Below are 20,529 nucleotides of genomic sequence, written 5' to 3' on the forward strand. Positions count from 1 at the left end.
AGGCAGATGACAATCTGCCTTAATTCCTCTATAATGTTCCTTGTGGCATAAAATGAATTATGAAAGTGAGGGGAAAAATGGATAAGCAGCAAACAACAGAAAAGAAGGGATTCTTTGATATTGTAAATAAATGGGTATTCTTTTCATCAGGAATCGCCCTTGTTATTTTTGTGGCTTTTGGCTGCATTGCACCGCAGACCTTTGCCAATGGTGCCAATGCGGCATTGAATTTTGTTCTGAAATATTTTTCGTGGTTTATTACACCGGCCGCTTTCTTTATGGTTATCTTCTGCCTGTGGGCCGGCTTCAGTAAATTTGGTAAAATCAAGCTGGGGGGGCCTGATGCAAAGCCCAAAATGAGCAAACCGGTTTGGTTTGCCATCGCTTTAACCTCTGGGATTGCTGTCGGCATCAATTATTATGGCGTTTATGAACCCATCAGCTTTGTTTACAATCCTCCGGCATTCCTGGGTGTAGAACCCCTGTCCTCCGGTGCGATTCTGAACGCTTTAAAATATACCTTTCTGCATTGGTGTCTGCATCCCTATGCCATCTACACGACCGCGGGACTTTGCGTGGTATTTTTAATCTACAATGCGAAAAAGCGTTACCGCGTCTGCACATCCCTGTATCCGCTTTTGGGTGAAAAAACCTATGGCGGCATCGGCAATTTTATCGATGCTGTTGCTATTTTTGCAATTATCGGCGGGATCGCCACATCTCTGGGCTTCGCGACTCTGCAGATCGCCCGCGGGCTGGATACGATTATCGGCTTTGAGAGCAATATGGTCAATTGGCTGATTATTATCGCCATCATGACGGTGTTTTACACAGCTTCCAGTATTTCTGGACTGCACAAAGGGATTACCTATATCAGTAATCTGAACACTGTTTTATACTTCTTCGTTTTAATCTTTTCATTCATTGTAGTTGATCCCATTGGCGTTACGGAGTTAACCATTACCGCCATTGGCCAGTACTTTAATGAATTTATTAATCTTTCTCTGTTTCTAGACCCAATTGCCAGAACCGGCTGGGTAGGAGCAAACAATGTATTCTTCAATACCTGGTGGATGGTCTTTGCGCCGCTGATTGGTTTATTCCTGGTCAAACTGGCTTATGGCCGGACAATTCGGGAATTTGTCACAGTTAATCTGATTGCGCCAGTGGTATTCTCCTTTGTATGGTTCGGCGTGTTTGGCGGCGGCAGCATTATTCTTGAAAAATTTTTCGGAACAAGCATTGGACAAATCGTTGAACAGGTAGGCTCAGATATGGCTCTCTACGCGTTCTTTAACCAGCTGCCCTGGAGCAAATTTATGAACGTTATTGCCCTGCTCATTGTTATCCTGTCATTTGTTACCCTTGCCGAATCAATGACTATGTCTATTTCGGCCATGACGCTTAAGGAATTTGAAGATGAAACCGGTGAAGCAAGTCCTCCGAGAATCGTCAGTATTTTCTGGGGCGCTATCATGGCTCTGGCGGCATACACCCTGCTGATTTCCGGCGGAACAGACGCTTTGCAGACTTCCGTTATTGTCTGTGGGCTGCCGCTATGTGTGATTATGGTCTTTATGATGGCGTCATTTTTCAAATCGATGAAACGGCTTGACGAATATGATATTTACAGTAAAGGCGACCTTTCTGTTTATGATACGGCTGAGAAGGAGCGGCTGGAAAGGATCGCCGCAGCTGAAGCAGAGGCCAGTGGAAATAGTGTTGAGAAAATTGAGTGATGGAATAAAGGGGTGGATTCGTTCGCCCCTTTTATCCAATTTTTAAAATTGTTATAATGATTGCAGCGACTTAGTTTTCAAACGGTTTCTAAAGGAGGTATTGATAATGACAAAAATAGACAAAAAAGTAAACGATACAATTCAGGAATTCATCGATTTTATTGATTTAAGATACAAGGGTCTGGTTATAACAGACCAGTTTAGTAAAATTGTCAAATTCAATGACCGCTTTTTAGAAATTTTTCATTTAAATGTTAGCGATACTCTGGAAATTCATCTTGAGGAGCTGTTTTTGAAGTATGGAATTGATGAGGACTCTGAATACTTCTATGATCTTGATAAAAACCAGGTGAATGTCCGGTTTAAGAGCATGAATTTTGGAGAAGAAACGAAGCTGAATATCTGGATTTTTGAGGTGGTAGGTTTGGAGAATGCCCGAATCAGCCTTTTGGAAACCATTGTGCAGTTCAGTAAGGATGGGATTCACGCCGTTAATCAGGATGGTAAGATAATCGTTTATAATGAGGCTCAGGGAAAAATCGATAACTATGAGCCTTCACAAGTTATCGGCAGGCACGCCATGGATATCTACGCGCTGGATTATGAATCCAGTCTGCTTTTAAGAGTGCTGAAAACACAAAAGCCAATCGAAAATGTGAGACAAGGCTACTATACCAAGGCAGGGACCTTCGTGGATTGTGTGACCTCAGTGATTCCGCTTTATTATCATGGAAAGATATTCGGCTCAGCTGCTATTGTCCGTGACTACAATGGGATTCTTCAGACGCTGGATGAAGAGAAAAAACAAACCAGCAAAGAGCGGATCAAAACGATCACCACTCAGCCAAACTATGAGTCAAAACAGACACGCTATACCTTCGACAGTATTATCACAGTGAATCCGGAGCTGGCGAAAAGCATCCAGTCCGCCAAACAGGCCGCCCAGACCGATTCCAATATCCTGATCATTGGCGAAACCGGGACAGGGAAGGAAATGTTTGCCCAGAGTATCCACGCCTACAGTACAAGGAGAGACAAGCCGTTTCTGGCCATTAACTGCGCGGCCATACCAGAATCGCTGCTGGAAGGCCTGCTGTTCGGGACGACAAAAGGTTCCTTTACCGGCGCGACCGACAAGCCGGGACTTTTTGAGGAAGCGGACGGCGGAACTATTTTTCTGGATGAAATCAATTCCATGTCCCTGTTTCTTCAGTCAAAGCTTTTAAGAGTTTTGGAGGAACGGACCGTCACACGCCTTGGATCAAACAAAATGATCCATGTAAGTGCGCGGATCATTTCAAGCTGTAATGAAAATCCTGCACAGGCGATTCAGGATAATAATTTCAGAAGCGACCTTTTTTACCGGCTGGCTGTTGTCTATATTGTAATCCCGTCACTGAGGATGCGCTTGGATGATGTAAGCCTGCTGACGAAATATTTTATCGAGATGTATAATAAACAGTTCGATAAAAAAATCATTGGAGTCGATTCAGAAGTTAAACAGCTTTTCGATCATTACAGCTGGCCTGGAAATGTCAGACAGCTCCGCCATCTTTTGGAATCCGCCATGAACGTTATCGATCCGGATGAGACCTATATTGGTATAAGGCATCTGCCCAAATACATTTTGGGTGAGGATAAAATCGGAAATTACGAAGGGCAGCCGGAACAGCCTGGCGAGATACGGACATCAGTCTCGATTGACAAAGGACAGAATATTTTTGAGGAATTGAAGGAAAAAGAGAAAGAGTTTATAATCGAAAGCCTGACCAAAAATGGCGGGAATATCGCGAAAACCGCCAAGCAGATGGGCATGAGCCGACAGAAGCTATACTATAAGCTTAAAAAATATAATTTAAAATAAGACTGCGGAGGTATGTTTGGAAAAGTAAGGGGAGAAAAATGTTTAAGGGAATCATTATTGCTGTGATCGGCGCTATGGCCTATGGCTTTATTTCACTTTTCACTAAGAATCTGGTCAATCTGTCAGTAACCAGCGATACCATACTGGTCAGCCGGTTTTTGATTATTTTTCTGGTGATCGGCGCTTATCTGTCAGTCAGGAAAAAGCTTGTAAAGCCCACAAAGAGTCAGGTTAAGGATTTGCTGATATACGGCGTTATCGGTTATGGTGGAGCGATTTTTCTGCTGGCCGAATCCTATATCTTCATGCCTATGAGTCAGGCCACCATGATTCACTTTTCATATCCGTTGTTTGTCGCGCTTTTTATGGTTGTTTTTTATAAGGAGAAAATGACCGGCGTAAAGGCTATTGCTCTGGTTCTGACCTGTCTGGGGATTGCATTTCTCATGGAATTTAATTTTACAGTAAACCCTGTGGGAATGCTCATCGCACTTTTATCCGGTGCGGCCTTTGGTCTTTATATGGTCAGTGTCAGTGAAAGCAGTATCAAAGAGCTGGACCCGCTTAACTTGCTTTTTTATCTGGCGCTGGTGGTGGTACTTGTGTTTGGTGCCTGGGGCATGATAAAAGGAGAACTTCACCTTGTCAGTCTCGAGTCCGCTGCTTATCTGTCAATGCTGGGGGTGGCCGTTTTGTCGATTATCGGTATTGGCTTTTCGACGGTTGCCATTCGTGCCATTGGTCCGACCTATGCGGCGATGATCTGTGTGCTTGAGCCTGTAGTGGCGCTTTTGTGCGGTGTTGTCATTTTCAGGGAGCCTCTGACAGCCTACAGTTTTCTGGGGAGCCTGATGATGTTTGCGGTTATTCTGCTTATCGCCTTTGAAGGGTATTTTAGAAAGAAAAAATCAGAAAGAGGGAATAATAATGGAAACTGAAGCGAAAAAGGTATATGATTTTTTGGACGGGCTTGGTGTAGAGTATCAGGTAATTGAGCATCCGCCTGTGTACACCTGTGATGAACTGGAGCAATATATGGATGGCGTGAAAGGGGCGCACTGTAAAAACCTTTTACTGCGCAACAAAAAAGGGAACCGGCACATCCTGGTGATTCTGGAAGAGTCAAAACAGATGAATATCAAGGAATTTGGCAAACAGATTGGAATCAGCAATCTGAGCTTTGCTTCTGAGGAACGGCTTCTCAAATATCTGGGCGTCACCACCGGAGCCGTCTCTGTTTTTGGTATTATTAATGATCAGGAGCATGAGGTAGAGGTTTATATTGACCAGGACGTCGTGGATCAGGACTTTGTGAACTTTCACCCCAATGTCAATACAGCCACAGTTCACTTTAGTGTAGAAGGTCTGAAAAAGTTTTTGGGGGCCTGCGGTAATCCGGTGCAGATTGTTCATGTTTGAAAAGAAATTGAGAGGAAAAGATGGGATGCTATAGAGGAATACCTGTACGCCTAGATCGGGAAAAGCTGTTTGAACAAATGCATATTCGCAGGGATCTCTGGAATTTTAATGAGTATGAAAAGGCATATGATGAGCTTTCAGAAGAGCTGCCGAGGCTTATCGAGACGCGTGGAATTTATAAGCTTGTTTCTAATGAAATAGGGACGCTGATCCATAAAGACCTTGCAGGCCTCAGCCATCTGGTATGCAGCATGGTTACGCTTGGGCCAGGGATCAGTGAACGCTGCACCGCTTATTTTATGGAAAAGGATTATCTGAAGGGGTTGATGATTGACAGCATCGCCGACCAGGTTCTATTTGATCTGTCAAATGATTTTTATCAGATTATCAGAGAAGATGTCTGTACACGCAGAGGATTTGGACTGACGGTCCGTTTTGCTCCAGATGATCAGCTGATCCCGATCCATTTTCAGAAGGAAATTTTAGAGATTGTGGATGGACGGCGTCAGCTGGCGGTGGATATTACAGAGGGTTATATGTACAATCCCATAAAGACCCTGGGATATGTATACGGCGCTGACCATGAAATTTGTACGGCTGAGGTGGATCACGACTGCCGCCTTTGTTCAAATACTGGCTGTGAGTTTCGAAAAACAGAAAGGCCATCGGCATAATTCGGTATACGCCAAAACGACGTATACCTCTAAAAACACTTAAAAAGCCCATTATTTGGGCTTTTTTTGTTTTTAGTAAAGATTCACAGAATATTGGGATAGACGATTTTATCAAAAATCTACCTAAATAAAGTAATAATTTACAATTCATTTTCTGAAAAAGGTTATATAATTGAATAAAACATTTAGTGTACTTAATCTAATAAATGTTCTAATCTGACAGAGGAGTAAGTGATCGATATGACAAAGCTAATGGTAATTGGTGGATTTTTAGGCGCCGGAAAGACAACGGCAATGATTGAAGTGGCTAAAACACTTAAAACACTTGGTAATACAGTCGGTCTTATTACAAATGATCAGACCGATTATCTGGTGGATACTCAGTATGTTGAGAATCACGATCTGGAGGTCACAGAGCTGACAGGAAGCTGCTTCTGCTGTAACTATCCAGGCTTCGCAGAGCGCGTGGATGAGATGCGCCAGGAGGATTTTATTCTGGCAGAGCCAGTTGGGAGCTGCACAGACCTGGTTTCAACGATCATGAAACCCTCTAAAGAGGGAAAAGCCGGCGAACTTTATGTCCTGCCCCTTTCTGTTTTGGTGGAACCCGGACGCCTGAAGGATTTTATGGAAAATAATACCGAAGCCTTCTCAGAAGGTGTGTATTACATTATGGATAAGCAGATGGAGGAAGCCGATTTTATTGTTTTAAACAAAGTCGACACACTCGACGATGGCGACAAAGAAAAACTGGTCGGCTATTTAAATGAAAAATACCCGGCGAGCCGAGTAATGGAAATTTCTGCGCGAGAAGGCAAGGGTGTTGAAACCTGGCTCTTGGCAGTCCTGTCAGCGGATATTGCCGCTTCAAACGCAAAAAAAATGGAGGTTGTCTATGAGACCTACGGCAACGCAGAGGCCGAAATGGGCTGGCTGAATGCCAAGGCTGAAATAAATGCCAAAGACACCGTAAATGGCGATGCTCTGATGAGCGCGCTCGGCGAGGCTCTGAAAGAAGCTGTAGCGAAGGAAGGCGGCGAAATCGGCCACCTTAAACTTTATTTAGATACGGACAAGGGAGCATCAAAGCTGAGCTGTGTGGGTGTCCGGCAGCCGGTGGAACTGGACCAGACCCTGGGGCAGGAAATGAAAAAAGGGCAGCTGACCATTAATCTGAGAGCAGCTGTCGATCCTGTACTGCTTGAAAAATATACCCATGAAAAGGTGAATGCGCTGGGTGAAAGCCTTGGGTTCAACGCTGAGAATCTTGTTATCGAGGCGTTTCGCCCAGGATTCCCGAATCCCACTTACCGGATGTAAAGCCTTTACAAAAAAACAAGGAAAATTTACCAAAAAAACAGGCTGATTTCGTATACATATGCGGCTTCAGTCTCTTTTTCGTGGAGATTTTTCCAAAAATACCAAGGCACCTACAATCATTTTTTTCTTCTAAGCGATATACTTAACACAAGCTAAAACAAATGAACCACTGTGAATAAAACAATTTTGGAGGAAAAAATGGGTAAAGAACTTTTATTAAAAACATTGAGACATGAACAGACAGACGGTGTGCCGTTCGTGCCGTTCAGCGGTGTGCACGCAGGTTCCTTAAAAGGCTATACAGCCAGAGAAGTGCTGACGGACGGCGATAAGTTATATGAATCATTGATGGAGGTTCATAAATTATACACACCAGATGGTATGCCGGTCATTTTCGATTTACAGATCGAAGCTGAAATTTTAGGCTGCGAGCTGCTCTGGGCAGAAGATAATCCGCCTTCTGTCATGAGCCATCCCTTTGCAGGTGATCCTAAAGTGCCGTGCAAATGCAAAATTCCAAAGAAAACCGACGGACGTATTCCAATGGTTCTGGATGTTATGCGCCGTGTAAAGGAATCTGTAGGCGACGATACCGCTTTATATGGCCTGATCTGTGGCCCGGTTACCCTGGCTTCACATATCCGTGGCAGCGAATTCTTTATGGATATTATCATGTATCCAGATTATGTTAAAGAGCTGGTCGCTTTCTGCACAGAAGTCTGTAACGCCATGACGGATTATTATGTAGAGGCAGGAATGGATGTCATTGCTCTGGTCGACCCGATTATCAGCCAGATTTCACCAAAATCCATTGAGGATCTGTTTATGGATCAGTTCAAAGCTGCTTTTGACTATATCCGCAGTAAGGGCGCTCTCGGCTGCTTCTTTGTCTGCGGCGATGCGACTATTCAGATGGATGTTATGTGCCGGACATATCCAGACGGCGTTTCTATCGATGAAAATGTTAATATTTATGAAGCCAAGAAAGTTACAGACCAGTACAATATTACAATCGGCGGGAATATCCCTCTGACAACAACTATGCTTTTCGGGACACAGCAGGACAATATGAAATATGTTGTCGATATGTTAGACAACATCGACCATCATAACCTGATCGTGAGCCCTGGTTGCGATATGCCATACAATGTGCCTATGGAAAACACCATCGCATGTGTGCAGGCTGTTAAGCACACCGATGAAGTACGCGAAATGGTTAAAAATTACGAAGCGGTCGATACCCTTGGCGACGTAGAGCTGCCGGACTATGAAAATCTGGATAAACCTTTTATCGAAGTCTTTACCCTCGATCCGGTTCAGTGCGCTGCCTGTACATATATGGAAAAAGCAGCGATGCTGGCCAGAGAAGAATTTGGCGACGCTGTCGATATTGCCGTTTATAAATACTGCATTAAAGAAGATATTGCGCGTACACAGAAAATGGGCGTACAGCATCTGCCGTCCATCTATATCAACGGACAGCTGGTGTGGTCTTCCATCATTCCAAGCCGCCAGGAAATTGTGAACGAAGTGAAAAAATATTTATAAAAAATAACACCAGGGTGGGTGCCTCAGGTTACCCACCCTGTTTTCAGTGGAGGGAAAAATGAAGCTGGTACTTTTGACTGGTTTTTTGGGATCTGGCAAAACAACTTTTTTAACAAATCTGTTAAAAAGCTTTAACGACGTAAAAATTGGGGTTTTAATGAATGAGTTTGGCGAAAAAAGTATTGATGGCGAACTCATTAAAGGCGATGATTTTGATTTGCTTGAGCTGACAGGCGGTTCCGTTTTCTGCGCCTGTTTAAAGGAAAATTATATTAAAGGACTGGCAGGCTTTCTGGATTACGATTTAGAATATGTTTTTGTGGAGTCCTCCGGTGTAGCCGATCCCTCAAACATGGGAACCATTTTAGAGACAGTGTCCTCAATCAGCGGAAAAGCCTACGATTATCTTGGGGCTATCTGTATTGTGGACGGCCTGTATTTTCTGGAGCAGTATGATCTGATTCCGGCGCTCCATAAACAGCTAATCTACAGCAACGCAGTGATTATCAATAAAACGGATTTACAGAGCGAAGAGCGGTTAAATCAAATTGAGGAAAAGATAAGGGAAGTAAACAGCAGAACGCAGATATACAGAGCCGCTTTCTGCGAGGTTTCCATGGAAGAAATCCTTGAAAAAATGAACGGTGAGCAGCCCGCTCCGGTTGAGACCACCAATACATGGGAATCGCGGCCTAAAACAAGTGTTCTGCGCTCAGATGAGCCTTTGGATTATCAGAAGTTTGGGGCCTTTCTGCATGATATCAAAAAACATGCCTACCGGATTAAGGGCTTTGTAAAAACCAATGCCGGTGATTTTGAGGTCAGCTGCGTCAATGAATTTGCAGTCATGAATCCATGGAAAACAGCGCTTGATAAAACAGAAGTTGTTATTATTTCTTCGGTAGGCATTAAAATTATCAGTGAGGTGCTCGCTGCCTGGAAAAAATTTTTAGGTGATGTGCCCATGGAATTCAGATAGGGATGAAAAATGAGTACGATTTATCAGTTTTCGACTTTTGAGACTTTTAAAAATCGTGGCTTTGACGGCTGCGGCACCGTTGAGGAGCTCCTTGAATATGGCGATATCGGCTTTGGGACCTACCATGCCCTGAATGGAGAAATGATCGTCCTGGATGGTGTGCCCTACAGGGCTGACGGCGACTGCCGCATATTGAGGGCGGACGAAAATGACAGGACACCCTTTGCCACAGTCTCAGACTTCACCCCGGACACTTATTTTGAAATGGGTGAATTTACTGGTATGGATGATCTGTGCAGACAGTTGGATGAGCAGCTGAAATCCCAAATTCATGAGCGCTGCTTGATCGGGCGTCTGGACGGGTGGTTTAAAGAAATTGAGATTCACAGCGTCTGGCCCGTTGAAAATCCCTATGAGGCGCTGGATGAAATTGTCGCGCGGCAGAAATGTGTGACGCTTAAAGCGATTAACGGAACGCTTGTCGGCGTCCGCTGCCCTGAGTGGGCAGACAAGAAAAATTTTGTCGGATGGCATTTTCATTTTTTATCAAAGGATCATGAATGGGGCGGCCATGTGAATCAGGTAAGTGGAGAGCAGCTCGCTGGAAGCTTGAAAATCTGCCATCAAATCGAGTGTATTGATCATCACTGAGCGGCTTGCAATTCTCCTCTAATTATGGTATAATAAAAAAACATAAAAAGTTTTAAATTATAAGGATACAATAATGTATTTTAGTTTATTGCTTAAAAATAAAAATATCGGGTTTCGCTCGGTATTTTTATTTTTTGTCACAGCAGACAGAATACAGATTGTATCCTTTTATTTTGTCTGTGTGAAGATAGATAAAACATAAAAATAAGTTGGAGGAAAAATGAAAAAAGAACCTAAGTATGAAAATGTGCGGGACTTTCTTAAGAAAAAGGATATTGAGTTTTCCGTCCAGCGCTATTTGATCGACGCGCTGAAGTACATGGCTTTTGGTTTGTTTGGCACACTGCTGATGGGCAGTATCCTGAACCAGGTCGGAATATTATTTCATATTCCCTTTTTAAACGAGACGCTGTGGCCCGCTGCGCAGGCGATGACAGGGCCAGCCATTGCAGTCGCTGTTGCCTTTGGCCTTAATGCGCCGCCGCTTGTCTTATTTTCCATTACAGTGGCGGGCTTTCTCGGCAACGCCCAGGGCGGGCCGGCCGGCGCTCTGATCGCTGCGGTTATCGGGGCGGAGTTTGGCAAGGCCGTTTCGGGAGAGACAAAGGTGGATATTTTAGTAACCCCCTTTGTGACCATGCTCATCGGCTCACTCGTTGCTGTGGTGGTTGGCCCGCCCATCGGTGCTTTTATGACAGCCTTGGGAAATGTGATCATGTGGGCTACAGAACAGCAGCCAGTCATCATGGGCATTGTTATCTCGGTAGTCGTAGGGGTGGTGCTCACGCTGCCGATTTCCAGCGCGGCGCTTTGCATTATGCTGAACCTTTCGGGAATAGCCGCCGGAGCGGCGACAGTGGGCTGCTGCTGCCAGATGGTCGGCTTTGCGGTTCAGAGTTATAAGGAAAACGGTATCGGCGGATTGGCGGCCCAGGGGCTGGGAACTTCCATGATTCAGGTGCCCAATATTATTAAAAACTGGCGGATATGGATACCGCCAACGGCGGCGTCGGCGGTCTTGGGGCCTCTGGCAACCACTGTTTTTCAGATGCAGAATACGCCGGTCGCCGCAGGGATGGGAACCTGTGGACTTGTCGGGCAGATTGGCACAGTTATGGCCATGACAGAGGCTGGGCAGCCAATGGTGCAGATTGTGCTTGGCATCGGCCTGCTCCAGATTATTCTGCCGGCAGTTGTGACGATGATTTTTTATAAGCTCTGCGCCAGAGTGGGCTGGATTAAAGCCGGCGATATGAAATTGGACTTATAAACCACTGGCATCATTAAGGTTTTAGGGGTATAATGAGATCCGTTAAAGACTAAGAATGGAGCGGCATAATGACAAAAGATGCGCGAAAGCGTTTTTTACTGAGGGTTGTGTTTGTGTTCTACATTGGTTTTCTGGCAATGGTCACGCTGCTGCCCACATCAAACATTGCGTACGAATCCAGCTACAACCTGCTTCCGCTTACCAATATTGATAATTATATTTATGATATTGTGCACAGCGGGATTATAAATTGGGAGTTTCTGGCCACCAAGCCGACAGATGCGGTGAGTATTCTGTACAATACCTTTACCTATTCCTTTCGGAATCTGGCGGGAAACATAGTGCTTTTTATTCCTTTGGGGCTATTGTACCCGCTTTGCAGAAAGAAACGGGTGAGTTTTCCCCATATATTGATTGTGACAGTCGGCACCACAGCCTTGATTGAATTGCTGCAATTTGCCTTTCTGTCGAGCCGCAGCGCGGATGTGGATGATCTGATACTGAATTTTATTGGCGGTATGATCGGTTACCTGATCTATAAATGGATCGAATGACGGAGGGTTTATGGCGAAAATAAAAAAGAAGTTTGTATGCCAGAACTGTGGGTACAGCACCCCTAAATGGATGGGGCGCTGTACAGAATGCGGCGAATGGAATTCCTTTGTGGAGGAGCTGGACATGCCCACCGATCAGGGAAAGAAAAATACCCTTGAACGGGCGGTATACACAAAACCGAAGCGTATTGAGGAAATCATTCCTCAGAAAGAGGATCGTTTTAAAACGAAAAACAAGGAACTCGACCGTGTCCTCGGCGGTGGTATCGTGCCCGGAGGCGTTATCCTCCTGGGCGGTGACCCTGGAATTGGAAAGTCGACGATCCTGTTGCAGACGACGGAGAATCTTGGAAGCCAAGGGCTTAAAATCTTGTATATTTCGGGTGAAGAATCTGAGCAGCAGCTCAAAATGCGGGCAGTCCGGATGAATGTAAAATCCCAGAATATCTTTTTTCTGTCTGAGATTAACGTACCCTATATCGTGGATACTATTTTGAATGAGAAACCTGATCTTGTCATTATTGACTCGATACAGACAATGTACAGTCCTACGATTACCTCGGCTCCCGGAAGCGTCAGCCAGATAAGGGAGAACGCCAACGCGTTGATGCAGATTGCCAAAAAAGATAATATTTCGATGATTCTGGTCGGGCATGTGACCAAGGAAGGCAATATTGCTGGTCCACGTGTGTTAGAACACATGGTTGATACGGTTTTATATTTTGAGGGTGAAAAGTACCATACCTACCGGATACTCAGAGGGGTCAAAAACCGTTTTGGCTCAACCAACGAGATCGGTATTTTCGAGATGGCGCAGGATGGCCTGCACGAGGTGGCAAATCCCTCTGAAATGATGTTGTCAAGCCGGCCGAAAAATACCTGCGGCTCAGTGGTAGTGCCCTGCATGGAGGGAACGCGTCCGCTTTTAATCGAGCTTCAGGGGCTCGTATCTCAGACAAGCTTCGGTAACCCAAGGCGTATGGCCACCGGAATGGACTATAACCGTATGGTGCTGCTCCTGGCTATTATGGAAAAACGGCTGGGATTACAGCTTCAGAATCTCGATGCTTATATCAATGTGGTCGGAGGTATGAAAATAGACGAACCGGCTCTCGATCTGGCCGTTGTGTCTGTGCTGTACTCAAGCTTCAGAAATTTTGAGATTCCAGAGGATATGATGATTATCGGCGAGGTTGGCCTGACTGGTGAGGTCAGAAATATACAGCACATTGAAAAGCGTCTTAAAGAGGGCGCAAAGCTTGGTTTCAAGCGTTGCATCATGCCAAAGGGCAATGCCCGGGGCCTGGAGAATACAGGGCTTGAGCTGCTGCCGGTAGACAACATCTCCAAGGCTTTAAATATATTGAAGTAAGAATGTAACAAAACAGAATGCGGATTTTGGATAATGTCAAATAGTTTTTGTAGTCTTTTTTAGCAATCCCTTAACAAAAATTTATCCTTTTCAATTCTAATAATTACAGATATAATGAAATTATCCTGAGATGTTCGTTACAACCTTATTTTTGAACCTACACTTATTTATAGGGAGTCCGGATGTTCTCTATGCAATGTTAAGCCTCCTTTGAGTGGAAAACAGACCCTTAGAGACAGGGCACCCACCTAGCATCCGCTAGGCGTCAAAAATGGTGGACGGCATATTCGGGATTTAGCACCTTCGGGTGCTTTTTTCATGTTCTGAACAAATAAAGGTTCTTGAATTCACAGGGCTGAATTGATACAATTAACCAATACGAAAAAAACAGGAGGCTTGACGTGTTTGAATATATAAAAGGCAATTATGAAGAGCAGGCGTCAGACTACATCGTTGTAGACCATCAGGGGATGGGGTACCGGATCAATGTTTCCGCAAACACGATGTCTGAGCTTCCCAAATTACACAAGGAAGTAAAGGTCTATATCCATCCGGCGTTTAAGGAAGATGATGTAACGCTCTACGGCTTTTCATCAAAAGAGGAGCGTGAGATATTCAGAACCATTATCACCATTTCCGGTATCGGGCCAAAAGCAGCGATGGGGCTGCTGTCACAGTTTACCAGGGACGAGCTGATTCGCTACATTGTCAATGAGGACGCCAAAGCGATTGCGCGCGCGCCGGGAATCGGGCAAAAGACAGCCAATCGAATTATTCTGGAGCTTAAGGACAAATATAAGAATTTTGCTTTTGCGGATTCGGCAGAGCCGGGCGCCATCGAAAATCTCAGAGAGGCAGACAATCTCTTTAACGAAGCAGTTAACGGGCTGCTGGGATTAGGCTATGGCTATGCTGAAGCATCAGATCTGGTTGAAAAAATTATTCAGCCTGGAATGAGCATTGAGGATATTCTGAAGAATGCGCTGATGTCCGCAAATCCTCTTGGACGGTAGGTGAATAAAAATGAAGGATCGTATAGTGACAAGCGGTTTTACCGAAACCGATATTGATATTGAGAGAAGCCTGAGGCCGCAGCGCCTGGAGGACTATATTGGACAGGACCGCGTTAAACGCCAGATGACCATCTTTATTCAGGCAGCCCAGAAGCGCGGTGAGCCGCTGGACCATGTTCTCCTTTATGGACCGCCAGGGCTTGGAAAGACCACTTTAGCCAATATTATTGCCCAGGAAATGGGAACGAATATAAAGACGACCTCTGGACCGGCCATTGAAAAGCCTGGAGATCTGGCCGCCATTTTAACCAGCCTTAAGGAGGGAGACGTCCTGTTTATCGACGAAATCCACAGGCTGCAGCGAAGTGTGGAGGAGGTGCTGTACCCGGCAATGGAAGACTTTGTTCTGGATATCATCCTTGGCAAGGGACCGAGCGCAAAATCCATTCGTCTGGATCTGCCCAAATTTACGTTGGTCGGCGCCACGACACGGGCTGGCCTGCTGACGGCGCCGCTGCGGGACCGTTTTGGTGTGGTTCAGCGGCTGGAGCTTTACAACCAGAGCGAGCTGGCAACTATTATCAGCCGGTCGGCGGAGATATTGTCTGTCAATCTGGATGAAAAGGGCGCGGAGGAGCTGTCGGTGCGTTCACGCGGAACGCCGCGTATTGCCAACCGTTTATTGAAAAGGGTGCGCGATTTTGCCGAAATCGAGGGAAAAGGCATTATTGATCTGGAGACAGCCAGAACAGCTTTAGAACTCTTTGAAGTGGATGCCAAAGGATTAGATGAAATTGACAGGATTATGCTGACGACCATCGTTGAAAAATTTGACGGCGGTCCTGTAGGGATCGACACACTGGCGGCTGCCATCGGCGAGGAGCGAAATACCATCGAAGAGGTTTATGAGCCTTACCTGATTCAGCTCGGTTATCTGGCCAGAACGCCAAGGGGACGCGTGATCACATCAGGCGGCTATAGGCATCTGGGCCTTGAACCGGCAGCCATGCAGGAACAGGTGAAATTGGATTTAGAAATAGAGGAATAAATTTGGAAACACTAACGACAAAGGATTTTTATTATGACCTGCCGGAAGAGCTTATTGCCCAGACGCCGGAAAAGAAAAGGGACGCGTCGAGGCTGATGGTGCTCAACCGTATGGAGGGAACCGTCCAGGACCGTCATTTTCACGATATTATTGATTATTTAACCGAGGGTGACCTGCTGGTTATGAATAATACAAAAGTACTTCCAGCGCGGATTTTTGGCAAAAAAGAGGAAACCGGGGGCAAGGTTGAGCTGCTGCTGCTCAAACGGCTGGATGATAAAACCTGGGAAACCATGGTAAAGCCGGGAAAGAAAGCAATGCCTGGCACACGTCTGGTCTTTGGAGATAAGCTCAGGGGTGAGATTAAGGATAAGGTAGAGGGCGGTCTCAGAACCATTGAATTTGAATATGACGGCATTTTTGAGGAGATTATCGGGGAGCTGGGTACCATGCCTCTGCCGCCATATATTCATGAGGTTTTAGAAGACCAGGATCGGTATCAGACGGTTTACGCCAAGTATACGGGTTCTGCCGCTGCCCCGACCGCCGGTCTGCATTTTACGGAGGAGCTGCTTAATGCGCTCCGCCAAAAGGGCGTCAGAACTGCTGAGGTTACACTGCATGTGGGCATCGGAACCTTTCGTCCGGTAAAATGTGATAATATACTGGATCATCACATGCATGAGGAAACCTATCAGGTGCCCGAAGAAACCGCAAAGCTCATCGAGGAAACCCGGAAAAAGGGTGGCAGAGTGATTGCTGTTGGCACGACGTCTGTCAGAACGCTGGAGAGCGCTGCCGCCCGCTTTGATGGTGAGGTTCAGGCGTGCGAGGGATCCACGGATATTTTTATCTATCCCGGCTACAAATGGCAGGTGGTTGATGCGCTGATCACGAATTTTCATCTGCCTGAGTCTACATTGCTGATGTTGGTCTCATCTTTTTATAATCGTGAAGCTGTTCTGGAGGCTTATCAGCACGCTATTGACGCGCGTTACCGTTTTTTCAGCTTTGGTGACGCCATGTTTATTTATTAGGAGAAAAACTGAATGTTCAGATACGAATTAATCAAAGAAGATAAGCATACCGGGGCGCGCCTTGGTAAAATTCACACCAACCATGGTGTTATCAACACACCGATTTTTATGCCGGTTGGGACACAGGCGACGGTTAAGTCCATGACCAGTGAGGATTTGAAGGAGATGGATGCCAATATTATTCTCGGTAATACCTACCACCTTTACCTGCGGCCTGGACAGGAAATTATGGAGAAGGCGGGAGGGCTTCATAAATTTATGAACTGGGACCGGCCAATCCTCACAGACAGCGGTGGATTCCAGGTTTTTTCCTTAAATGATTTAAGAAAAATTACAGAAGAAGGTGTGGAGTTTTGTTCACATTTAGATGGCTCCCGTCACTTTATGTCTCCGGAAAAATCCATCGATATGCAGAATACGATCGGCGCTGATATTATCATGTGTTTTGATGAGTGTGCTCCGGCAGATGCGGATTACGAGTACACCAAAAAATCCATGGAAATGACGACGCGCTGGGCGAAGCGTTGTAAAGACGCTCATAAGCGCCCAGACGATCAGGCACTTTTTGGCATCGTGCAGGGAGGTATGTATGAGGACCTCCGGGCAGAGAGCGTGAGAGGGCTGACTGAAATTGATTTTCCGGGCTATTCTATCGGCGGTTTGAGCGTTGGGGAGTCCAAAGATACCATGTACCGGATTCTGGACGCGACGGTCCCGCTTCTGCCGAAAGACAAGCCCCGTTACCTTATGGGGGTCGGCTCGGTGGATGCACTTTTAGAAGGCGTAATACGTGGTGTGGATATGTTTGACTGTGTGCTCCAGACCCGTATCGCGCGCAACGGAACAGCCATGACCAGCCAGGGAAAGGTGGTCGTGCGCAATGCGACCTATAAGGAAGATTTTACGCCCTTAGATCCAGAATGCGATTGTTTCGTTTGTCGAAATTATACAAGAGCTTACTTACGTCATTTGGTAAAATGCAATGAAATTTTGGGTGCAAGGTTATTGACATATCACAATTTATACTTTACACTTAAGCTTATGGAAAAAGTACGGAATGCTATTATGGAAGACAGCCTTTTAGCATTCAAGGAAAGTTTTTTTCAAAAATACGGAATATAATATTAAGGAGAATTAAAAAATGCAAGGTGGTTTAATGACATTTCTCCCGCTGATCCTGCTCGTTGTTTTCTTTTATTTCTTTATTATGCGTCCACAGAACAAGCAGAAAAAAGAAATACAGGCCATGCGGGACAACATGAAGCCAGGGGATGAAATTTTGACAATTGGTGGTTTTTATGGGATAATTTATGCAATCGATGATGAAAACATCGTCCTCGAGATGCTTCCGGATTTCCATAAGGCAATGATCGTTAAAAGTGCTGTTTCAAAGGTAATCAAACGTGAAGAAACGGAAGATGATACCGAGGAAGAAACAACCGAATCTGTTTCAGAACCTGAAACCATTGAAGAAGAATCCCAGGAAACTCAGGATTACAATGACAGCCCCGTAGAGGACGCTGAATTTGAAGATGTGACAGATGAAAATGTCGAAGTCGGCGAAGAAGTCGACGAAGACAAAAAATAAAAACTGCATAAAGGAGCGTGAATGAGATGAAACACATCACAATCGTTAAAAAAGGTACTCTAGCGGATGTTAAAAACAAAGGCTGCGGTGAATGCCAGACTTCCTGCCAGTCTGCATGCAAAACTTCCTGCACAGTAGGAAACCAGCAGTGTAAACAATCTAAATAATAATGAGTTTGCGAAAAAGCAGTAACAGTGTTTACTGCTTTTTCTTTGCATAAAATTTGTAGAAAAGAAAGATAAGAAAGAAGATAATCATGATACATAAGTTTTATTTGAATGGTCTCTATATTGTTTTGGATGTCAATAGCGGCACCGTACTGACAGTGGATGAGATGACCTATGAGGTTCTGGACCATTATAAGAAAATAAGCCGGGACCAGATCGTTGAAAAGCTGAAGCATAAATATCCAGAGGAGGAGCTGCTGGAGGTTATTCTGGAGCTTGAAATGCTCGAAGAACAGAAAATGCTTTTTACTGAAAGCGACTATGACCCGAATGTCTACAAGAACCATGATCTGATCAAAGCCCTCTGTCTCCATGTCGCCCATGACTGCAATCTGAAATGCAACTACTGCTTTGCTTCTCAGGGAGATTTTAACGGCGAAAAGCTGTTGATGCCCCTGGAAGTCGGAAAGAAAGCCATTGATTTTATTGTCGAACAGTCAAAAGACCGCCAGAACCTGGAAGTCGATTTCTTTGGCGGGGAGCCGCTCATGAATTTTGATGTGGTTAAAGAGCTGGTGGACTATGCAAGAAGCAAGGAAGAAAGCCATCACAAGAAATTTAAATTTACAATCACAACCAACGGTGTGCTTTTAGACGAAGAAAATATGGCTTATATCGACGAAAATATGGATAATGTAGTTTTAAGCCTTGATGGAAGAAAATGCGTGAATGACAATATGCGGAGAACCGTCAATGATAAGGGCTCCTTCGATATTATTATTGATAAAATTAAGAAAATGGCAGCTATGCGCGAGGGTAAGAAGGACTACTATGTCCGCGGTACCTATACCAAGCATAATCTGGACTTCGGTGAGGATGTGAATTTTCTGGCTGAGGAAGGCTTTAAGAGCATTTCTGTAGAGCCTGTCGTTGCAGAGGAGGAACACGATTATGCGATTTTGAGAGAAGATGTAGACCAGATTCTGGCAGAGTACGATAAGCTGGCTCTGGATTATCTGAACCGCCATGAAAAAGGCTTAGATTACAATTTTTTCCATTTCAATATTGACCTAAGCAACGGCCCGTGTGTCTATAAACGCCTGTCAGGCTGCGGCGCCGGCCGCGACTATGTCGCGGTAACACCTGAAGGCGATATTTATCCCTGCCATCAGTTTGTGGGCAATGAGGAATTTAAGATGGGAACAGTGGATGAAGGCATCCAGCATCCTGAAATCAAGGACGAATTCGGCAAAGCGAATCTCCTGCAAAAAGAAAAATGCCAAAACTGCTGGTGTAAGTATTTCTGCGGCGGAGGCTGCCACGCAAACGCCTATAATTTCAACCACACAGTGATGGAACCCTATGATGTTGCCTGCGAGATTGAACGCCGTCGGGTAGAAAACGCCATTATGATCAACATTCTGGAAGGAAATGTCTGACAATAAAATAGTTGAGTAACAAAAAACCTCCATTCCATTTAATGGAGGTTTTTTTATGAAGCAAGATAATATTGATGGAGAAAACTTAAGAATTCTATTTTTGAAAGCGTTAAACACTTGAAAAATAATCGGGGATGGATATAATGTGTTTCGTAAATAGGAATTGCCAATTCAATCGCTGTGGAAAAGCAGACGAAATACGAGCGAAAGCTGAAAGGAGATAATCAGATGTTGTACCGAACTGTAGTTGACCACACCATGCCTGGTATGGGAAATGATAGCGAAGCCGATGTTCGCTTGAAAATTGCGAGCACCATGATTGATCGTGATTATCCGGTTGCAGAGATAGCGAAGATCACAGGTCTGTCCATCGATGACGTTGAAGAACTGAAGTAAAAATTTTAGATAGGTTATTAAAACAGGTGCAACTTAAGCGTGCCTGTTTCTTTATTTTTTGGACGCTTGACAGTCCTTAAAGGTTTCTTTATAATGAAGTGGTCCCGTGTCTGTGGTTGAAAGTCGATGCCAGTCGCAGGCGAAGCGATCCACGTAAGGCTTTCTAAAAGCGGAAAGCTGATCATAGTGCGGCCTAGATGTAAGACCAGCCGGCGTAAAGCCGAGAGGAGGAGTTGTGATATAAACCTTGAGCTAAACTTCCAGCTGGCGAGTGTGGGGGAAAAAACCAGGTCAGACGGGAAAACGGGGAGACCTTTGGCCTCCCTGTTACATTATTGTAACAATTTGTATGTGCATTTTCGTGTGAGTTATGGTATAATATTGCCATCACCAGTACAGGATGGCGATTTTTGTTAATCGTTTTAATGTGCTGGTACAGTGACCTTTTGAA

The 20,529-nt window shown here is 45.0% G+C and carries 20 protein-coding genes and 1 other RNA gene; all 21 read left to right on the forward strand.

Annotated features, from left to right (window positions below):
• Window positions 1–77 precede the first annotated feature (77 nt).
• The 21 genes from CPZ25_RS18270 (at window position 78) to CPZ25_RS20590 (ending at window position 20,078) form a co-directional block, all read left to right on the forward strand.
• Window positions 78–1,739 carry a BCCT family transporter gene (locus CPZ25_RS18270; protein WP_058695490.1) on the forward strand — a complete coding sequence of 554 codons (1,662 nt, stop codon included), beginning with the start codon at window positions 78–80 and terminating at the stop codon, window positions 1,737–1,739.
• A gap of 106 nt (window positions 1,740–1,845) precedes the next feature.
• Window positions 1,846–3,603, forward strand: a complete 1,758-nt coding sequence (locus CPZ25_RS18275; protein ID WP_096918973.1) for a sigma-54 interaction domain-containing protein — start codon at window positions 1,846–1,848, stop codon at window positions 3,601–3,603.
• A 38-nt stretch (window positions 3,604–3,641) separates the two neighbouring features.
• On the forward strand, window positions 3,642–4,541 hold the full coding sequence (locus CPZ25_RS18280) for a DMT family transporter (protein WP_074616604.1): 900 nt from the start codon (window positions 3,642–3,644) through the stop codon (window positions 4,539–4,541).
• Window positions 4,531–5,022, forward strand: a complete 492-nt coding sequence (locus tag CPZ25_RS18285; RefSeq protein WP_058695488.1) for a prolyl-tRNA synthetase associated domain-containing protein — start codon at window positions 4,531–4,533, stop codon at window positions 5,020–5,022. Before CPZ25_RS18280 ends, CPZ25_RS18285 begins: the two co-directional genes overlap by 11 nt.
• Before the next feature lie 20 nt (window positions 5,023–5,042).
• Window positions 5,043–5,696 carry a 5-methyltetrahydrofolate--homocysteine methyltransferase gene (locus tag CPZ25_RS18290; protein WP_096918972.1) on the forward strand — a complete coding sequence of 218 codons (654 nt, stop codon included), beginning with the start codon at window positions 5,043–5,045 and terminating at the stop codon, window positions 5,694–5,696.
• Window positions 5,697–5,936: 240 nt separating this feature from the next.
• On the forward strand, window positions 5,937–7,016 hold the full coding sequence (locus CPZ25_RS18295) for a GTP-binding protein (protein ID WP_096918971.1): 1,080 nt from the start codon (window positions 5,937–5,939) through the stop codon (window positions 7,014–7,016).
• 198 nt (window positions 7,017–7,214) lie between these two features.
• Complete coding sequence (locus tag CPZ25_RS18300) at window positions 7,215–8,564, forward strand: uroporphyrinogen decarboxylase family protein (RefSeq protein ID WP_096918970.1); 1,350 nt, start codon at window positions 7,215–7,217, stop codon at window positions 8,562–8,564.
• A gap of 58 nt (window positions 8,565–8,622) precedes the next feature.
• Window positions 8,623–9,543: a CobW family GTP-binding protein gene (locus CPZ25_RS18305; protein WP_083337035.1), complete on the forward strand. Its 921-nt coding sequence runs from the start codon at window positions 8,623–8,625 to the stop codon at window positions 9,541–9,543.
• A gap of 9 nt (window positions 9,544–9,552) precedes the next feature.
• Window positions 9,553–10,194, forward strand: a complete 642-nt coding sequence (locus CPZ25_RS18310) for an acetolactate decarboxylase (protein WP_058695483.1) — start codon at window positions 9,553–9,555, stop codon at window positions 10,192–10,194.
• A 220-nt stretch (window positions 10,195–10,414) separates the two neighbouring features.
• On the forward strand, window positions 10,415–11,464 hold the full coding sequence (locus CPZ25_RS18315; RefSeq protein WP_074616609.1) for a PTS sugar transporter subunit IIC: 1,050 nt from the start codon (window positions 10,415–10,417) through the stop codon (window positions 11,462–11,464).
• Window positions 11,465–11,532: 68 nt separating this feature from the next.
• Window positions 11,533–12,018 carry a VanZ family protein gene (locus tag CPZ25_RS18320; RefSeq protein WP_096918969.1) on the forward strand — a complete coding sequence of 162 codons (486 nt, stop codon included), beginning with the start codon at window positions 11,533–11,535 and terminating at the stop codon, window positions 12,016–12,018.
• 10 nt (window positions 12,019–12,028) lie between these two features.
• Window positions 12,029–13,390, forward strand: coding sequence for a DNA repair protein RadA (radA, locus tag CPZ25_RS18325; protein WP_096918968.1), 1,362 nt, complete (start codon window positions 12,029–12,031; stop codon window positions 13,388–13,390).
• Window positions 13,391–13,509: 119 nt separating this feature from the next.
• Window positions 13,510–13,688, forward strand: a non-coding RNA gene (gene ssrS, locus CPZ25_RS18330) — 6S RNA.
• Window positions 13,689–13,791: 103 nt separating this feature from the next.
• Window positions 13,792–14,403 (forward strand): Holliday junction branch migration protein RuvA, encoded by a 612-nt coding sequence (gene ruvA, locus CPZ25_RS18335; RefSeq protein ID WP_074616611.1) that lies wholly within the window; start codon window positions 13,792–13,794, stop codon window positions 14,401–14,403.
• 10 nt (window positions 14,404–14,413) lie between these two features.
• Window positions 14,414–15,451, forward strand: coding sequence for a Holliday junction branch migration DNA helicase RuvB (ruvB, locus tag CPZ25_RS18340; RefSeq protein WP_058695478.1), 1,038 nt, complete (start codon window positions 14,414–14,416; stop codon window positions 15,449–15,451).
• A 2-nt stretch (window positions 15,452–15,453) separates the two neighbouring features.
• Entirely contained in the window at window positions 15,454–16,488 is a 1,035-nt protein-coding gene (queA, locus tag CPZ25_RS18345) for a tRNA preQ1(34) S-adenosylmethionine ribosyltransferase-isomerase QueA (protein WP_199678127.1), read from the forward strand.
• Between the two features lie 12 nt (window positions 16,489–16,500).
• Complete coding sequence (gene tgt, locus CPZ25_RS18350; RefSeq protein ID WP_058695476.1) at window positions 16,501–17,610, forward strand: tRNA guanosine(34) transglycosylase Tgt; 1,110 nt, start codon at window positions 16,501–16,503, stop codon at window positions 17,608–17,610.
• Between the two features lie 19 nt (window positions 17,611–17,629).
• On the forward strand, window positions 17,630–18,076 hold the full coding sequence (yajC, locus tag CPZ25_RS18355) for a preprotein translocase subunit YajC (RefSeq protein WP_058695475.1): 447 nt from the start codon (window positions 17,630–17,632) through the stop codon (window positions 18,074–18,076).
• Between the two features lie 26 nt (window positions 18,077–18,102).
• Window positions 18,103–18,243 (forward strand): six-cysteine ranthipeptide SCIFF, encoded by a 141-nt coding sequence (gene scfA / locus CPZ25_RS18360; protein ID WP_013381915.1) that lies wholly within the window; start codon window positions 18,103–18,105, stop codon window positions 18,241–18,243.
• A gap of 89 nt (window positions 18,244–18,332) precedes the next feature.
• A complete protein-coding gene (gene scfB / locus CPZ25_RS18365; protein ID WP_096918967.1) occupies window positions 18,333–19,682 on the forward strand; it encodes a thioether cross-link-forming SCIFF peptide maturase in 1,350 nt (449 codons plus the stop codon).
• A gap of 228 nt (window positions 19,683–19,910) precedes the next feature.
• On the forward strand, window positions 19,911–20,078 hold the full coding sequence (locus CPZ25_RS20590) for a hypothetical protein (protein ID WP_158501375.1): 168 nt from the start codon (window positions 19,911–19,913) through the stop codon (window positions 20,076–20,078).
• Window positions 20,079–20,529: the final 451 nt, after the last annotated feature.

The sequence above is a fragment of the Eubacterium maltosivorans genome, from assembly GCF_002441855.2.
GTDB lineage: Bacteria > Bacillota > Clostridia > Eubacteriales > Eubacteriaceae > Eubacterium > Eubacterium maltosivorans.

Coding starts and splice junctions, on each gene's coding strand:
- CPZ25_RS18270 (WP_058695490.1), top strand. CDS start 78: ATGGATAAGCAGCAAACAACAGAAAAGAAGGGATTCTTTGATATTGTA.
- CPZ25_RS18275 (WP_096918973.1), top strand. CDS start 1,846: ATGACAAAAATAGACAAAAAAGTAAACGATACAATTCAGGAATTCATC.
- CPZ25_RS18280 (WP_074616604.1), top strand. CDS start 3,642: ATGTTTAAGGGAATCATTATTGCTGTGATCGGCGCTATGGCCTATGGC.
- CPZ25_RS18285 (WP_058695488.1), top strand. CDS start 4,531: ATGGAAACTGAAGCGAAAAAGGTATATGATTTTTTGGACGGGCTTGGT.
- CPZ25_RS18290 (WP_096918972.1), top strand. CDS start 5,043: ATGGGATGCTATAGAGGAATACCTGTACGCCTAGATCGGGAAAAGCTG.
- CPZ25_RS18295 (WP_096918971.1), top strand. CDS start 5,937: ATGACAAAGCTAATGGTAATTGGTGGATTTTTAGGCGCCGGAAAGACA.
- CPZ25_RS18300 (WP_096918970.1), top strand. CDS start 7,215: ATGGGTAAAGAACTTTTATTAAAAACATTGAGACATGAACAGACAGAC.
- CPZ25_RS18305 (WP_083337035.1), top strand. CDS start 8,623: ATGAAGCTGGTACTTTTGACTGGTTTTTTGGGATCTGGCAAAACAACT.
- CPZ25_RS18310 (WP_058695483.1), top strand. CDS start 9,553: ATGAGTACGATTTATCAGTTTTCGACTTTTGAGACTTTTAAAAATCGT.
- CPZ25_RS18315 (WP_074616609.1), top strand. CDS start 10,415: ATGAAAAAAGAACCTAAGTATGAAAATGTGCGGGACTTTCTTAAGAAA.
- CPZ25_RS18320 (WP_096918969.1), top strand. CDS start 11,533: ATGACAAAAGATGCGCGAAAGCGTTTTTTACTGAGGGTTGTGTTTGTG.
- radA (WP_096918968.1), top strand. CDS start 12,029: ATGGCGAAAATAAAAAAGAAGTTTGTATGCCAGAACTGTGGGTACAGC.
- ruvB (WP_058695478.1), top strand. CDS start 14,414: ATGAAGGATCGTATAGTGACAAGCGGTTTTACCGAAACCGATATTGAT.
- tgt (WP_058695476.1), top strand. CDS start 16,501: ATGTTCAGATACGAATTAATCAAAGAAGATAAGCATACCGGGGCGCGC.
- yajC (WP_058695475.1), top strand. CDS start 17,630: ATGCAAGGTGGTTTAATGACATTTCTCCCGCTGATCCTGCTCGTTGTT.
- scfA (WP_013381915.1), top strand. CDS start 18,103: ATGAAACACATCACAATCGTTAAAAAAGGTACTCTAGCGGATGTTAAA.
- scfB (WP_096918967.1), top strand. CDS start 18,333: ATGATACATAAGTTTTATTTGAATGGTCTCTATATTGTTTTGGATGTC.
- CPZ25_RS20590 (WP_158501375.1), top strand. CDS start 19,911: ATGTTGTACCGAACTGTAGTTGACCACACCATGCCTGGTATGGGAAAT.